Source organism: Micromonospora sp. HM134, from assembly GCF_007833915.1.
In the GTDB taxonomy this organism is placed as follows: domain Bacteria; phylum Actinomycetota; class Actinomycetes; order Mycobacteriales; family Micromonosporaceae; genus Micromonospora; species Micromonospora wenchangensis.
Genome location: NZ_CP041061.1, coordinates 5,993,206 through 6,007,075, shown reverse-complemented (window position 1 = coordinate 6,007,075; position 13,870 = coordinate 5,993,206). Strand labels below are relative to the sequence as shown.

Here is a 13,870-nt window from a genome sequence, read left to right as displayed (position 1 = left end):
CCCACAGTGTGGGTGTGTGTGTTGTTTGATATGTTCATAGTGTTACGGCGGTCATGGCGGAGGGGAAACGCCCGGTCACATTCCGAACCCGGAAGCTAAGCCCTCCAGCGCCGATGGTACTGCACTCGGGAGGGTGTGGGAGAGTAGGACACCGCCGGACAACCTTTCCAGTCGAGGCCGACCCCCTTAGGGGGTCGGCCTCAACTGCTATACCCACCCACACATCCCGGAACTGCTCCCGGGATAGCCACCGCAGGAAGCCGCTCGGGTGGTGATATGGCGGTGATCCGTCGGCGGGGACAGCGCAACATCGCCGATATGGCACGCTCAGCGAGGCCGACGGGGGTCAGTCCCGGGTCTGGATGCCTTCGCGGAGCTGGCGGAAGAGGCCGGCCGACTCGTCGACGGAACGGTTGGCGAACATGCCCATCGCCACGCTGCCGTGGTCGGCCCAGCCGCAGATCGCGAAGTCGCCGCCGTCGCCGCTGGTCCGACCGCACTTCATCACGCCGCCGTACTTGCCGGCGGGGACCGTACGGACTTCGGTCACCCGGCCGGTCTCGTCGGCCATCAACCGGAACAGGCTGTCCAGGTCGCGTTCCGGCTGCCAGAGCAGGGTGGTGCCACCGAAGAACAGCACGACCCGCTTCTCGTCGGCCGGGTCGCGGTAGACCGTACCGATGCTGCGGTCCAGGTCGATGTCGGCGGCGAATCCGCTACGCAGGTAGTCGGCGGTGCTGCGGGCCCGGTCGGAGTCGTCGCGGGTGAGACCGGCGAGGTGGCCGGGCGCGTCCAGCCGGACGTCCTTCTCCTGTGCGATGCGCCAGCCCGCGGTGCCGAGCGCGGCGGCGCCGACGAGGCCGACCACGAGAGCGACGGTCAGCGCGATCCGCCGGCGTCGGGACACCGGACCCCGCCCCTGCGGGTTCTGCTCCGGGTCGTGGGTGCTCAACCGGATCGGCTCGTCGGTCAGCTCGACCGGTTCGGGACCCTCGATGAGCTGACGCTCGGTGAGATGTGCGTCGGACATGTTCGCCACCGTACGCGAATGACCGGTGGCGCACGTCGGGTCCGCCGAAGCGCTCCGTAGACTTTCCGGGTGACCGAGAGACTGGATGCCCGACGCCCCGACGCCCCTACCCTTGCCGGCCAGTACCAGCCCGGCGAGGTAGAGCAGCGACGGTACGAGCAGTGGGTAGCCGCCGGCCACTTCCGGGCGTCGGCGCAGAGTGACAAGCCCCCGTTCACCATCGTGATCCCCCCACCGAACGTCACCGGTGTGCTGCACATGGGCCACGCCCTGGACCACACCGTCCAGGACTCGCTGGTGCGCCGCAAGCGGATGCAGGGGTACGAGGCGCTCTGGCTGCCCGGCACGGACCACGCCGGCATCGCCACCCAGAACGTGGTGGAGCGGCAGCTCGCGGGTGAGGGGCTGTCCCGGCACGACCTCGGTCGGGAGACGTTCGTCGAGCGGGTCTGGCAGTGGAAGGCCGAGTCCGGCGGCGCGATCCTCGGCCAGATGCGCCGGCTCGGCGACTCGGTCGACTGGGACCGGGAACGCTTCACCATGGACGAGGGCCTGTCCCGGGCCGTGCAGACCATGTTCAAGAAGCTCTACGACGACGGCCTGATCTACCGGGCCAACCGGATCATCAACTGGTGTCCGCGCTGCCTGACCGCCCTGTCGGACATCGAGGTGGAGCACACGGACGACGAGGGTGAGCTGGTCTCGATCCGGTACAGCGACGACGTGGTCGTCGCCACCACCCGGGCCGAGACCATGCTCGGGGACACCGCCGTGGCCGTGCACCCCGACGACGAGCGCTACCGGCACCTGATCGGCACCGAGGTCGAGGTGCCGTTGACCGGCCGGCGTATCCCGATCGTCGCCGACGAGCACGTCGACCCGGCGTTCGGCACCGGCATGGTCAAGGTCACTCCGGCGCACGACCCCAACGACTTCGAGATCGGCCAGCGGCACGACCTGCCCGCCCTGACGATCATGGACGAGCGGGGCGTCATCACCGCGCCCGGCCCGTTCCAGGGCCTGGACCGGTACGAGGCCCGCCCGGCGATCGTGGCGGCGCTGCGCGAGCAGGGCCGGGTCGTGGCCGAGAAGCGGCCGTACGTGCACGCGGTGGGGCACTGCTCGCGGTGCCGTACCACGGTCGAGCCGCGGCTGTCGTTGCAGTGGTTCGTCAACACCGCCCCGCTGGCGAAGGCGGCCGGCGACGCGGTGCGCGACGGCCGGGTGAAGATCGAGCCGGCCGAGTTGGCAAAGCGCTACTTCGCCTGGGTCGACAACATGCACGACTGGTGCATCTCCCGGCAGCTGTGGTGGGGGCACCGCATCCCGGTCTGGTACGGCCCGGCGGGCGAGATCGTCTGCGTCGGCCCGGACGAGACGCCCCCCACCGGCGACGGCTGGGTCCAGGACGAGGACGTCCTGGACACCTGGTTCTCCAGCGGCCTGTGGCCGTTCTCCACCCTCGGCTGGCCGGAACAGACCCCGGACCTGGCCAAGTTCTACCCGACGAGCGTGCTGGTCACCGGCTACGACATCCTCTTCTTCTGGGTCGCCCGGATGATGATGTTCGGCCTGTACGCGATGGACGGCCGGCAGCCGTTCGACACGGTCGCCCTGCACGGCATGGTCCGCGACCAGTACGGCAAGAAGATGTCGAAGTCGTTCGGCAACGTGGTCGACCCGCTGGACTGGGTCGAGCGTTACGGTGCCGACGCGACCCGGTTCACCCTGGCCCGGGGCGCGAACCCGGGCGGGGACGTGCCGGTCAGCGAGGAGTGGTGCCAGGGCTCCCGCAACTTCTGCAACAAGCTGTGGAACGCCACCCGGTTCGCGCTGCTCAACGGCGCGCACACCGAGGGTCCGCTGCCGGCGGCCGACCGGCTCTCGACCGTCGACAGGTGGATCCTGTCCCGGCTGGCGCACGTCACCGCCGAGGTGGACGAGCAGTTCGAGGCGTACGAGTTCGCGAAGGTGTGCGACCTGCTCTACCACTTCGCCTGGGACGACGTCTGCGACTGGTACGTGGAGCTGGGCAAGCCGGTGCTCGCCGCCGGCGGGCCGGCCGCCGACGCCACCCGCCGGGTGCTCGGGCACGTGCTGGACCAGCTGCTGCGGCTGCTGCACCCGGTGGTCCCGTTCGTCACCGAGGAGCTGTGGACGGCGCTGACCGGGGGCGAGACGGTGATGACGGCGGCCTGGCCGGTCGCCGACCGTACGCTGGTGGACGACGCCGCGGAGCGCGAGGTCGGCACCGTCCAGCGGGTGGTGACCGAGATCCGGCGGTTCCGCTCCGACCAGGGGCTGCGACCCACCCAGCGGGTGGCCGCCCGGCTGAACGGGCTGGCCGGCGCGGACATCGCGGCGCACGAGCCGCTGATCCGTTCGCTGGCCCGGCTGGACGCCCCGGCCGACGACTTCCAGGCCAGCGCCACCCTCGCCATGCCCGGCGAGGTCAGCGTGGCGCTGGACACCCGGGGGTCGATCGATGTGGCCGCCGAGCGGGCCCGGCTCACCAAGGACCGGGCGAGTGCCGAGAAGGAGGTCGCGCAGGCCCGCGCGAAGCTCGACAACCCGGCGTTCGTCGGGAAGGCGCCCGAGCCGGTGGTCGCCAAGATCCGCGACCGGTTGGCGGTGGCCGAGGCCGACCTGGTCCGCATCGACGCCGCTCTGGAGGCGCTTCCGTCGTGACCGACCGTACCGATCAGCCCAGCCGGTCCGGCGTGGGTCGCGGTGAGTTCGCCGCCGTCGACGCGGAGTTGGCGGCGCGCGGGTTCACCCGGATGCACTTCGCGCTGGACCGCATCGAGTCGCTGCTCGACCTGCTCGGCAGCCCGCAGCGGGCGTACCCGTCGATCCACCTGACCGGGACGAACGGCAAGACGTCCACGGCCCGGATGATCGACTCGCTGCTGCGGGCCTTCGGCCTGCACACCGGCCGCTACACCAGCCCGCACCTGGAGACCGTCCGGGAGCGGATCAGCCTGGACGGGGAACCGGTCGACGAGCAACGTTTCGTCGCCACCTACCGCGAGGTGAAGCCGCTGGCCGACCTGGTCGACCAGCGGTCGGCCGAGCCGCTGACCTACTTCGACCTGACCACCGCGTTGGCGTTCGCCACGTTCGCCGACGCGCCGGTCGACGTGGCCGTGGTGGAGGTGGGGCTGGGCGGGGCCGAGGACTCCACCAACGTGCTCCAGGCCGGGGTGGCGGTGCTCACCCCGATCGGGCTGGACCACACCGAGTGGCTCGGCGACACCCTGGAGGACATCGCCCTGCACAAGGCCGGCATCATCCACTCCGGCGCGACGGTGATCGCCGCCGCCCAGGAGGAGGAGGCGGCCCGGCCGATCCTGGAACGGTGCGCCGAGGTCGGCGCCACGGTCGCCCGTGAGGGCGCGGAATTCGGGGTGCTGCGCCGGGCGGTCGCCGTCGGCGGCCAGGTGTTGACCCTCCAGGGCCTCGGCGGGGTGTACGACGAGGTGTTCCTCCCGCTGCACGGTGCACACCAGGCACAGAACGCGGCGGTGGCGCTGGCCGCCGTCGAGGCGTTCCTCGGGGCCGGGGCCAAGCGGCAGCTCGACGTCGAGGCCGTCCGGGAGGGGTTCGCCGCGACCAGCTCCCCGGGCCGGCTGGAGAAGGTGCGCAACGCCCCGACGGTGCTGCTGGACGGGGCGCACAACCCGCACGGGATGGCCGCCACGGTCACCGCGCTCCAGGAGGAGTTCGCGTTCAGCAAGCTGGTCGGGGTGCTCGCCGTGCTCGGCGACAAGGACGCGGCCGGGCTGCTGGAGCTGCTGGAGCCGGTGCTCGACTCGCTCGTCGTCACCCGCAACAGCTCGCCCCGGGCGATGCCCGCCGACGAGTTGGCCGAGCTGGCCCGGGAGGTCTTCGGCCCGGACCGGGTGCAGGTGGCCGCCGCGATGCCGGACGCCATCGAGGCGGCCGTCGCCGAGGCCGAGTACGACGTCCCGGGGGAGCTGGCCGGGGTGGGGGTGCTGGTCACCGGCTCGGTGGTGACGGTGGCCGACGCCCGACGGCTGCTGAAGCGATGACCGGCCCGACCCCGGACCGGCCGGACGCAGACCGCCGCCCTGCCGACCACCCGGAACTGGCCGGGAGCACCGGAGTGCCCGACCGCACCGCCCCGGCGCAGGACACGGGACCGGCGCAGGACGCCGGCCCGGTCGAGGGCGGCGGCTCGGCCGGGCGGCGTTCCGGACTGCGCAACCCCGAGGCGGCCGTCCGGGGCCTCGGGGCCGGGACGCTCGGCCTGGAGGCGTTGGTGCTGCTGCTGGCGATCCAGCCGATCCGGCTGGTCGGGGGGCACTTCGGTGGGGCGGCGATCGCGGCCACCGTGGCGCTGGCCGTGGCGGCGGTGCTGCTGGCCGGCCTGATGCGCCGCCCGTGGGCCTGGTCGGCGGGCACCGTGCTCCAGGGGCTGCTGCTGCTCGCCGGCCTGCTGCACTGGTCGCTGTTCGGGCTCGGGGTCATCTTCGCCCTGGTCTGGGCGTACGCGTTGCACGTGCGGCGGGTCATCCTCGGCTGAGCCGGGTCACGCCTCGGCGCGTTCCCGCCACTGGGTCAGCGCGATGCCGTGCCCGTCCGGGTCCCGGAATGCGGCGGCCCACACCTCCAGCTTGGTGCCCCGGTTGACCACCCGGGGCGCGTAGGTGAACCGGACACCGGTGTCCTTGAGCCGCCGGTACGCCGCCTCGATGTCGTCGACCTCCAGGTTGACGTGGACCAGCCGGCGGCTGATCGGGGCGGCCCCGGTCACCTCGCGCAGCACCAGCCGGGTCTGCCCGGAGGCGAGCACCGCGTTGCCGGAGCCCCGGTCGAACTCCTCGAAGCCGAGGTCCCGGTAGAAGTCCAGGGAGCGGGACAGGTCGGTGACCAGCAGGGTCAGCCCGACGCCGCTGATCGGGCCGGCCGCATCGTCGCCCCCGGCGGTCGCGGCGGCCGGGTCGTACCCGAAGATCGCCTCGTCCAGGTCGGGGTCGAGCCGGCCGTCGCCGGTGGTGGGCGCGTCCAGCGGGACGTCGACCGGGTCGAGGATCGGCGCGTCGAACCGTTCCTCGGCGGGCGGCCGGGGGGCGGGCGCGGCCGTGGGCGCAGCGGCGGCGGCCGTCGAGGCGGTGCCGGCGGCGGCCGTGGGGGCGGTGGCCCGGCGGGGGAGTTGGCCGGTCGTCGGCTGCTCGACCAGGGTGCCCTCCAGCACCACCGGGCCGCCCGGCCGCTGGTGCACCACCACCGGCTCCCGCTCGTCGGTCAGCACCTCCACGTCGTCGCGCAGCGGCTCGGCCCGGACCGGGTCCGGGTGCGGCGGCTCCGGGCGCAGCGGGTCGGACCGGACCGGGTCGGCGGGCGGCGGGTCACGCAGGTCGTCCCGGAACTCGTCGTGGAAGTCGTCGTCGGCCGTCCGGCCCGCCCACGGCGGGGCCTCCTGCTGGATCAGCAGGTCGTCGAGCGGCTCGGCGTCGGCGTACTCCGGGGGCAGGTCGGTCACGCCCGCGGCGGCCTCGGTGTGGGTCGGCACCTCGTCCCAGAGGACGCGGACGTGCCGCTGGTCGTCCAGGGCCACCCGGATCGGCAGGGTCTGCCCGAGCGACGGCCACTTCGCCACCGGCACCCGGGGCTCGATGATCTTCTTGGACCGGGGCGGCAGGCCCGGCGCGTCGATCACCAACTGGAGTTCGCACCGGCCGAAGGCGTACTGGGTGGGGGGCTCGGAGGCGCTGTGCACGTGACCGACGCCGACCACCCAGGTGCGTCCGCCGCCGCGCACGGTGCCCAGGGCGACGGCGAGCACGACCAGCGCCACGCCCAGCGCGACGATGGCCCAGCTGGTCATGCCCAGCCCGAACAGGACGACGAAGGCCGCCACGGTGCCGAGCACCGCGGCGATCAGCTTGCGTACCGGCGCGATGGTGCGGTTCCCGCCATTCGCCACAGTGGACCTCCCAGGGGTCAGAGCCAGGCTAGGCCGCGCGGCGACCGAGGGAAAGAGCAGCCGCCGCGCCGGTGCCGGGACCGGGTCGCTAGGCTGACCGTACCCAGCCGAACCGCCTTGTGCGCACAGGAGGAACCCAGCGTGTCCAGCAGCAGCCCGGATGAGCGCACCCTCGTACTGATCAAGCCCGACGCGGTGCGCCGTGGCCTGGTCGGCGAGATCATCTCCCGCTTCGAGCGCAAGGGCCTGCGGATCGACGCGCTGGAGATCCGGACGCTGGACGGCGGGTTCGCCGACCAGCACTACGCCGAGCACGTGGACAAGCCGTTCTACCCGCCGCTGAAGAAGTTCATGACCAGTGGGCCGCTGGTGTCGCTGGTGCTCTCCGGCGACCAGGTGATCGAGGTGGTCCGGGCGATGATCGGCAGCACCGACGGGCGGAAGGCCGCCGCCGGCACGATCCGGGGCGACCTGTCGCTGTCGAACCGGGAGAACCTGGTGCACGCCTCGGACTCCACCGACAGCGCCAAGCGCGAGATCACCCTGTGGTTCCCCACCCTGGGCTGAGCCCGCGCTGACCCGGGCGGGCGCCGGCGGGCCCACCCGGGCCGTGGGACGCGGGGGACGCTAGGGGACGGGGCGGTCGCGGAACGGGCGGCCCCGGCCGAGCGCGTCGGCGTACCCCCAGCGGCCCTTGATGTCGAGCAGTTCGATCTGGCCCAGGTCCTCGGGGACCGCGGCGTCGACGGCGAGATGGTCCTCGTACGGTTCGAGCCCGAGCAGCGCGCGCAGCAGCATCAGGGGCGCTCCGGCCGACGGCGCGTACGGGCTGTCGGTGAACCCGTGCGGGACGGGGACGTGGGTGGTGGCCCGGTCGTAGCCGGTGATGTACGCCGGCAGCCGGCCCTGGAAGTGCCGGGCGGCGTCGAGCAGCCCGGTGGCGACCCGGGCGGCCTGCGCCCGGAACCCGGCCCGGCGCAGCCCCCAGGCGATCAGCGAGTTCTCCCAGGGCCAGACCGCGCCGGTGTGGTGGCCCAGCGGGTTGTAGTCGGCCGCCGTGCTGGCCAGGGTGCGGATGCCCCAGCCGGAGTACAGCGCCGGGGACATCAGGTGCGCCACCATCTGCTCGGCGCGGTGCGGGGCGACGATGCCGGTGCACAGCAACTGCCCCATGTTGGACGTGAGGGAGTCCAGCGGGACGCCGTCGAACTGCACCGCCACCGCGTAGTGGCCCCGGTCGGGCAGCCAGAAGTCCCGGTCGAACCGCTCCCGCAGCCGGGCGGCGTCGCGTTCGAGCCGGTCGGCCCAGGCGGGATCGTCCCAGAACCGGCGGGCCATCCGGGCGGCCCGGCGGCGGGCCTCGAAGGCGTACCCCTGGATCTCGCAGATCGCCAGGGGATAGGTGGGTGGGCGGCCGTCGTCGAAGCAGATCGCGTCGGCGGAGTTGCGCCAGCTCTCGTTCTGCGGCCCGGTGCGGGTCGGGCGCTGGGTGGACCAGACGTAGCCGCTGCCGGCCCGGTCCGCGTCGTGGTCGAGCCAGCCGATGGCGGCCCGGATCTCGAACTCGAACCGGCGTACCAGTTCCGCGTCGCCGGTCCAGCGTTCGTACTCGTCGAGCAGGATGACGAAGGCGGCGGTGGTGTCGGCCGCGCTGAAGCTGGCCGACTCCGGGGTATCGTTGAACGCGCCGGAGTCGCCGTACCGGCTCTCCTGGACGATCTTGCCGGGTTGTTCGCCGCGGAACGGGTCGTGCCGGACGCCCTGGCTCAGCGCCAGGATGCGCAGCGTGTTGACCGCCCGTTCGGGCATGAAGGGCAGCGCCTGGAAGCTGCTGATCAGGCTTTCCCGGCCGAGCAGCGCCATCGACCAGGGCAGCCCGGTGGCGGGCAGCGCGGTCTCGAAGTTCAGCCCGGGGTAGTGCAGCGCGGCCAGGTCCCGGACGCCGTACTCGTACGCCTGCTGGAGGGGTTTGTGGTCGGCGCGCAGCCGGGGCACCCCGGCGGTGCGGGCGGTGATGTCCCGGCCCCGCTGGTGCTGGCTGCGGCCCACCGAGCTGGTCAGTCGTTCCCGCAGGTCACGGCGGTGCAGGTCGCGCAGGAGGGCCAGCACCCGTAGCCGGGTGGACCAGGTGCCGTGGGGTTCGACGGTGAACGTCCAGGTCAGGCCGTGCTCGTCGAGCGTGGCCGGTGTGCTGGCGGTGATCACCGTCTCCCGGTGCAGGCCGGCCCGCTTGTAGTGCAGCCGTAGCGCGTCGTCGGCGATGGTGGCGGTGACCGGCCGGGCCCGCTTGAAGCCGTCGCGGACCTCCAGCACCTCGGCGAAGTCCGCGCCCGCGTCGAGCCGGACGACGTAGCGCACCGGTTCCGGCGCGAAGTTGAACAGGGTGATCTCTTCCTCGTACTCCGGACCGACCCAACGGTGCCGCAGCACGGAGGTGGTGGCGTTGACGTAGTGCGTGGGTTCCCCGGGGACCAGCCCGAACTTCGCCTCGTAGGTGGCGACGTCGTCGACGGAGAGCACCGAGAGGGATTCGGTGTTGATGGTCAGCCGCCAGGTGGACAGGAACCGGGTGTCGAAGGAGAAGAGCCCGAGCGGGGAGGTCGGCGTGGCCAGCACGTCCCCGTTCTTCTCGCTGATCATGAACATGTTGCCGGCGAAGACGCTGGTGACCTCGTGCAGCCCGACGACGCCGGGGGCGGTGTGGGGGACCAGTTCGGCGGCGGGTTCGGTGCCGACGCTGTCGGCGGTGCCCGGCAGCAGCCGTCGGAAGGTGAACAGCAGCGCCAGGTCGCCGGCGACCGAGACGTCGCCGCGCAGCAGCATCGACACCATGTTGTCCCGGCCGGCCAGCAGCCGGACGAACGCCTCCGGCCGGACCTCCACCGTGCAGTCGGGGTGTTCGCCGGTGCGGGTGACCCGGGTCTGCGCGCCGGCGAGCCGGACGTACCAGGTGGCGGCCTCGCCGTCCTCGGCGACGACGTCGAAGCGGAGCAGTCCGGTGGGGGCGACGGGCAACCGGCCCCGGCAGTCGGCGACCAGGGCGGCGAAGAACTCGTCGATCCGCTCGTCCACGGTCCGCTCCCGTCCCACCGCTGCGCCCACCCCAAAAAGGTCCAGGCGTGCCAAAAGGAACAATACGCCGTGCCGGAACCGACGGGGCGCGCTTAAGTGGAAGAACGCCACTACCTGCGAAAACGCCGGGGAGGGTTCGACGATGGACGGGCAGACGGCCGCCGGGATGCGGTACTGGACGTACGGGCACGGCCGGCGGGGCACCTTCCTGCTGGTGCACGGCTGGTGCTGCGACCACGACTTCATGGCACCCCTGGCCCGGCACCTGGCCACCCGCCAGGCCCGGGTGATCGCCGTCGACATGCCGGGGCACGGGGCCAGCCCACCCCCGGCCGACGGCTACGGGGTCACCGCGATGGCCGGCCACCTGCGGGCCTTCGCCGGCGCGCTCGACCTGCGCCGGGTCTTCGTGCTCGGACACAGCCTGGGCGGGGTCTGGTCGCTTGAGGCCGCCGCCGGGGACCGGGACCGGTTCACCGGGCTGGGGCTGCTCGACTCGGCGGTGGCCGGGCCACCCGGTTCCGCCGCCGCGATCGCCCAGGTGGCGGCGTCGCTGCGGGACGACACCTCGGGCGCGGTCCGGGAGTCCATCGTCCGGTCGTACTTCCCGCCGTACTCCGACCCGCGCCTGGTGGAGCGGGTGGTGGCGGCCACCGCCCGGCCGTCGACCGAGGTGGCGTACGCGCCGATCGCCGGGCTGGCCGACTGGATCGCCGCCGAGGGGGACGTGGCCGCACTGGGCCGCTGGGACCGTCCGCTGCTCTTCGTGGGCAGCAACGCCCCGTTCGCCGACTACGCCCGGCTGGCCGAACTCGCCCCGCAGGCGTTCATCGGGCAGACCGTGGGTTCCGGGCACTTCGTGCAGCTCCAGGTGCCGGCGCAGGTCGACGCGATGCTCGACCGCTACCTGGAGGTCACCGACTAGAGCGGCCGCACCGCCTCACAAGGTGTCCAGCGAGGCGCGGCGACGGGACTCCGCCTCGAAGACCGTCAACAGTCCGGCGGCCAGCGCGGCGTAGCCGACCCCGACGGCCAGTTCGAGGCCGATCGCCGGCAGGACGTCGCCCAGCGGGCTGCCGCCGGCCAGCCGCCGGGCCGCGTCGGCGGCGTGGGTGATCGGCAGCACCGCGCCGACCGCGCGGATGCCCGCCGGCAGGCTGTCGGCCGGCACGTTCACCCCGGTGAACAACAGCAGCAGCGCCACCGCCACGTTCGAGATCAGGAAGACGTCCCGGAAGCGCAACCCCAGTGCCCCCAGGGTCAGCCCGAAGAAACCGCAGGCCAGCGAGGCCGTGGCCAGGGCCAGCAGCAGGCCGGGCAGGGCGGTGGCCGGGACCCGCAGGCCGAGCAGGAGCGCGGCCACGGTGAGCGTGCTCGCCGCGATCAGCATGCCGTTGCCGGCGTACGGCAGCACCCGGCCGAGGAAGATGGCGGTGCGGCTGCGCGGGGAGAGCAGCACGTGCCCGAGGGTGCCGAAACGCCGCTCGTTGGCCACCGCCATGGTGCCGCCGTAGACGCAGGCCAGCGAGGCGGTGAGCACCGCGTTGCCGACGACGTAGAACCGGTCGTCGGCGACCCCGAACTCCCGCCCCAGGTAGGCGAAGAAGAAGAGCTGGAACAGCGGCCCCACCAGCAGGGTGCCCACGAAGATCGACGGGGTGGTCCAGTTGAACAGGGCCCGGTAGGCGATGACCCCGCCCACCCCGACCAGCCGCAGCAGCGCGCCCACCGGTGCCTCCCTCAGGCCAGGGCCAGGGTCGCGGTGACCCGGGCCCGGCGCTCGACGTACGTCATCAGGGCCCAGCCGGCGGCCAGGCAGGCCAGGCTGATCGCCAGGCAGACACCCAGCGCCGGCCAGACCGGCCCGCCCGACGCGGCCTCGTGCACCGCGCGGGCGCCCCAGGTGGTCGGCAGCACGGCGGCGACCGGCCCGGTCCAGCCGGGCAGCGCGGTGACCGGCACGAGCATCCCGGAGACCAGCCAGATCGGGTACTCCAGCATGTTCGCCAGCGCGTTGGCGTGCCGCAGCAGCACGAAGCTGGACGCCAGCAGCAGGCCGAACATGCCCAGCCCGGCGATGCAGCCGGCGACGGCCACCGGGAAGGCCACCGGGTGGGCGAAGTCGAGCGGGATGCCGTACAGCAGGCGGCCCCAGGCCAGCGTGGCGAGCATCGCGTACGTGCCGGTGACGCCGGTGGCCAGGGTGACCGGCAGCAGCACCAGCGCGGGTGGGCGGGGCGCCAGCATGATCATCTCCAGGGTGCCCTGCCAGCGCTGGTTCTGGATCGCCCCGCCGGAGCCGAACAGCACCGTCGACCAGACCCCCATCAGGCCCGCGCCCACCGCCGCCTCCAGCAGCCGGTCCGGCTCACCACCGGCCCGGAACAGGTAGACCGCCAGGGTCGCCTGCACCACCGGCACGAACAACGCGATCGCGATCTCGAACGGGGAACGGCTGAGCTGCTTGACGTGCAGCAGCGCGCCGACCGCGATCATCCGCAGGGTGCTCACGCCGGCACCCGCCCGACCAGCGGCGTCGGCTCCGCCGCCCGGTTGACGATCGCCACGTACGCGTCCTCCAGGGTGGGCTGCCGGGCGGTCACCCGGCCCAGCCGTACCCCGCTCAGCTCCCGCAGCACGTCGGCCTGCACGTCCACCCCCGCGTCGGACTGCACCCCGAGCACCTGCGCCGCCCCGTGCACCGCCAGGCTCACCTCGCGGACGCCCGGCCGGGCCCGGATGGCCGCCACCTGCCCGTCGGTCACCCCGTACGCCTCCACCTCCAGCACCCGCCGGCCATCGGCGTGGTGGCGCAACTCGGCGGGGGTACCCAGGGCCCGGATCCGGCCGCCCGCGATCACCGCGATCCGGCCGCACAACTCGTCGGCCTCGGCCATGTAGTGCGTGGTCAGCAACACGGTGGTGCCGGTGGCGGCCAGGTCGGCGACGGTCTGCCGCAGCTCCCGGGCCGCCACCGGGTCGACCCCGATCGACGGCTCGTCGAGGAACAGCACCCGGGGCCGGTGCAGCAGCCCCCGGGCGATGTGCAGCCGCTGGCGCATCCCCCGGGAGTAGCCCTCGACCCGGTCGTCCTCCCGGCCGGTCAACCGGACCAGCTCGAACAGCTCGGCGATCCGGCGCTTCTGCTCCCGGCCCGGTACGCCGTACAACTCGGCGAAGTAGCGCAGGTTGTCCCGGGCGGAAAGCCGGTCGTAGAGGCCCCGGTCGCCGCCGAAGACGTACCCGATGCGACGGCGCACCTCCCGGGTCTGCCGGACCACGTCGAAGCCGCAGATCCGCGCCGCGCCCCCGGTCGGGACGAGCAGGGTGTTGAGCAGCTTGATGGTGGTGGTCTTGCCGGCGCCGTTCGGGCCGAGCAGGCCGAACAGCTCACCGTGGCCCACCGCGAGGTCGACCCCGGCGACGGCGTGCACCTCCCGACGCTGTGGTCGTAACCAGCCGGTCCGGCTGCGGTAGCTGCGGTGCAGCCCCACCGCCTCGATCGCGTGCTCACCCATGGCGGCGAATCTATGGGTCGGCCCGGCCGCCCGCACACCCATTACTCGGCGGCGGCGACCCGCGGCGGTCGAGTATCCTTGCCGGTACAGGCGACGACCCGGCCATCACCGGTGAGCCTCCGGAAGAAAGGGCCCGGCGGGCCCGACTAGAACCGGACGGGGCGGCCCGTCACAGCCGGCCAACGAGCGGGCGGTCGATCCTGACCGCCAAGCGGGGTGGTACCGCGGGCCCGGCCCGGGGCGTCGACGACGGCGTGCCGGCGCAGGCTCGTCCTCGCAGACCACGAGACCAGTGAGCTG

At 73.1% G+C, this 13,870-nt stretch carries 11 protein-coding genes and 1 rRNA gene; 6 read left to right on the top strand and 6 right to left on the bottom strand.

Going from position 1 to position 13,870, the window contains the following annotated elements:
- The first annotated feature begins 43 nt into the window (after positions 1-43).
- A 5S ribosomal RNA gene (gene rrf / locus FJK98_RS25940) occupies positions 44-160 on the top strand.
- A 186-nt stretch (positions 161-346) separates the two neighbouring features.
- On the opposite strand, the gene FJK98_RS25935 is transcribed toward rrf, so the two are convergent.
- Complete coding sequence (locus FJK98_RS25935) at positions 347-1,030, bottom strand: hypothetical protein (RefSeq protein ID WP_145921321.1); 684 nt, start codon at positions 1,028-1,030, stop codon at positions 347-349.
- Positions 1,031-1,099: 69 nt separating this feature from the next.
- On the opposite strand from FJK98_RS25935, the gene FJK98_RS25930 reads away from it, so the two are divergent.
- The 3 genes from FJK98_RS25930 (at position 1,100) to FJK98_RS25920 (ending at position 5,576) form a co-directional block, all read left to right on the top strand.
- Positions 1,100-3,718: a valine--tRNA ligase gene (locus FJK98_RS25930; RefSeq protein ID WP_145921320.1), complete on the top strand. Its 2,619-nt coding sequence runs from the start codon at positions 1,100-1,102 to the stop codon at positions 3,716-3,718.
- A gap of 92 nt (positions 3,719-3,810) precedes the next feature.
- A complete protein-coding gene (locus tag FJK98_RS25925; protein ID WP_228544452.1) occupies positions 3,811-5,082 on the top strand; it encodes a folylpolyglutamate synthase/dihydrofolate synthase family protein in 1,272 nt (423 codons plus the stop codon).
- Positions 5,079-5,576: a DUF4233 domain-containing protein gene (locus FJK98_RS25920; RefSeq protein ID WP_145921319.1), complete on the top strand. Its 498-nt coding sequence runs from the start codon at positions 5,079-5,081 to the stop codon at positions 5,574-5,576. The genes FJK98_RS25925 and FJK98_RS25920 overlap by 4 nt, the downstream gene beginning before the upstream one ends.
- A gap of 6 nt (positions 5,577-5,582) precedes the next feature.
- On the opposite strand, the gene FJK98_RS25915 is transcribed toward FJK98_RS25920, so the two are convergent.
- The gene (locus FJK98_RS25915; protein ID WP_145921318.1) at positions 5,583-6,980 is read right to left on the bottom strand and encodes a VOC family protein; all 1,398 of its coding nucleotides are present in this window, start codon (positions 6,978-6,980) and stop codon (positions 5,583-5,585) included.
- Between the two features lie 141 nt (positions 6,981-7,121).
- Between FJK98_RS25915 and ndk the strand changes: the two genes are divergently transcribed.
- On the top strand, positions 7,122-7,547 hold the full coding sequence (gene ndk, locus FJK98_RS25910) for a nucleoside-diphosphate kinase (RefSeq protein WP_145921317.1): 426 nt from the start codon (positions 7,122-7,124) through the stop codon (positions 7,545-7,547).
- 60 nt (positions 7,548-7,607) lie between these two features.
- Here ndk and FJK98_RS25905 read toward each other — a convergent pair whose 3' ends face one another.
- A complete protein-coding gene (locus FJK98_RS25905) occupies positions 7,608-10,052 on the bottom strand; it encodes a glycogen debranching N-terminal domain-containing protein (RefSeq protein ID WP_168222551.1) in 2,445 nt (814 codons plus the stop codon).
- 142 nt (positions 10,053-10,194) lie between these two features.
- On the opposite strand from FJK98_RS25905, the gene FJK98_RS25900 reads away from it, so the two are divergent.
- Positions 10,195-10,977 carry an alpha/beta fold hydrolase gene (locus tag FJK98_RS25900; RefSeq protein ID WP_145921315.1) on the top strand — a complete coding sequence of 261 codons (783 nt, stop codon included), beginning with the start codon at positions 10,195-10,197 and terminating at the stop codon, positions 10,975-10,977.
- A gap of 15 nt (positions 10,978-10,992) precedes the next feature.
- Here the strand turns inward: FJK98_RS25900 and FJK98_RS25895 are convergent, their stop codons facing one another.
- The 3 genes from FJK98_RS25895 to FJK98_RS25885 are packed head-to-tail and all read right to left on the bottom strand — an operon-like array spanning position 10,993 to position 13,570.
- Positions 10,993-11,781 carry an ABC transporter permease gene (locus FJK98_RS25895; RefSeq protein ID WP_240762355.1) on the bottom strand — a complete coding sequence of 263 codons (789 nt, stop codon included), beginning with the start codon at positions 11,779-11,781 and terminating at the stop codon, positions 10,993-10,995.
- A gap of 11 nt (positions 11,782-11,792) precedes the next feature.
- Positions 11,793-12,563: an ABC transporter permease gene (locus FJK98_RS25890; protein ID WP_240762353.1), complete on the bottom strand. Its 771-nt coding sequence runs from the start codon at positions 12,561-12,563 to the stop codon at positions 11,793-11,795.
- Positions 12,560-13,570: an ABC transporter ATP-binding protein gene (locus FJK98_RS25885; protein WP_145921314.1), complete on the bottom strand. Its 1,011-nt coding sequence runs from the start codon at positions 13,568-13,570 to the stop codon at positions 12,560-12,562. The genes FJK98_RS25890 and FJK98_RS25885 overlap by 4 nt, the downstream gene beginning before the upstream one ends.
- Between the last annotated feature and the right edge of the window lie 300 nt (positions 13,571-13,870).

Bases quoted from the DNA above. Each gene is read 5' to 3' on its own strand.
- FJK98_RS25935 (WP_145921321.1), bottom strand. From the start codon at position 1,030: ATGTCCGACGCACATCTCACCGAGCGTCAGCTCATCGAGGGTCCCGAA.
- FJK98_RS25925 (WP_228544452.1), top strand. From the start codon at position 3,811: ATGCACTTCGCGCTGGACCGCATCGAGTCGCTGCTCGACCTGCTCGGC.
- FJK98_RS25920 (WP_145921319.1), top strand. From the start codon at position 5,079: ATGACCGGCCCGACCCCGGACCGGCCGGACGCAGACCGCCGCCCTGCC.
- FJK98_RS25900 (WP_145921315.1), top strand. From the start codon at position 10,195: ATGGACGGGCAGACGGCCGCCGGGATGCGGTACTGGACGTACGGGCAC.
- FJK98_RS25885 (WP_145921314.1), bottom strand. From the start codon at position 13,570: ATGGGTGAGCACGCGATCGAGGCGGTGGGGCTGCACCGCAGCTACCGC.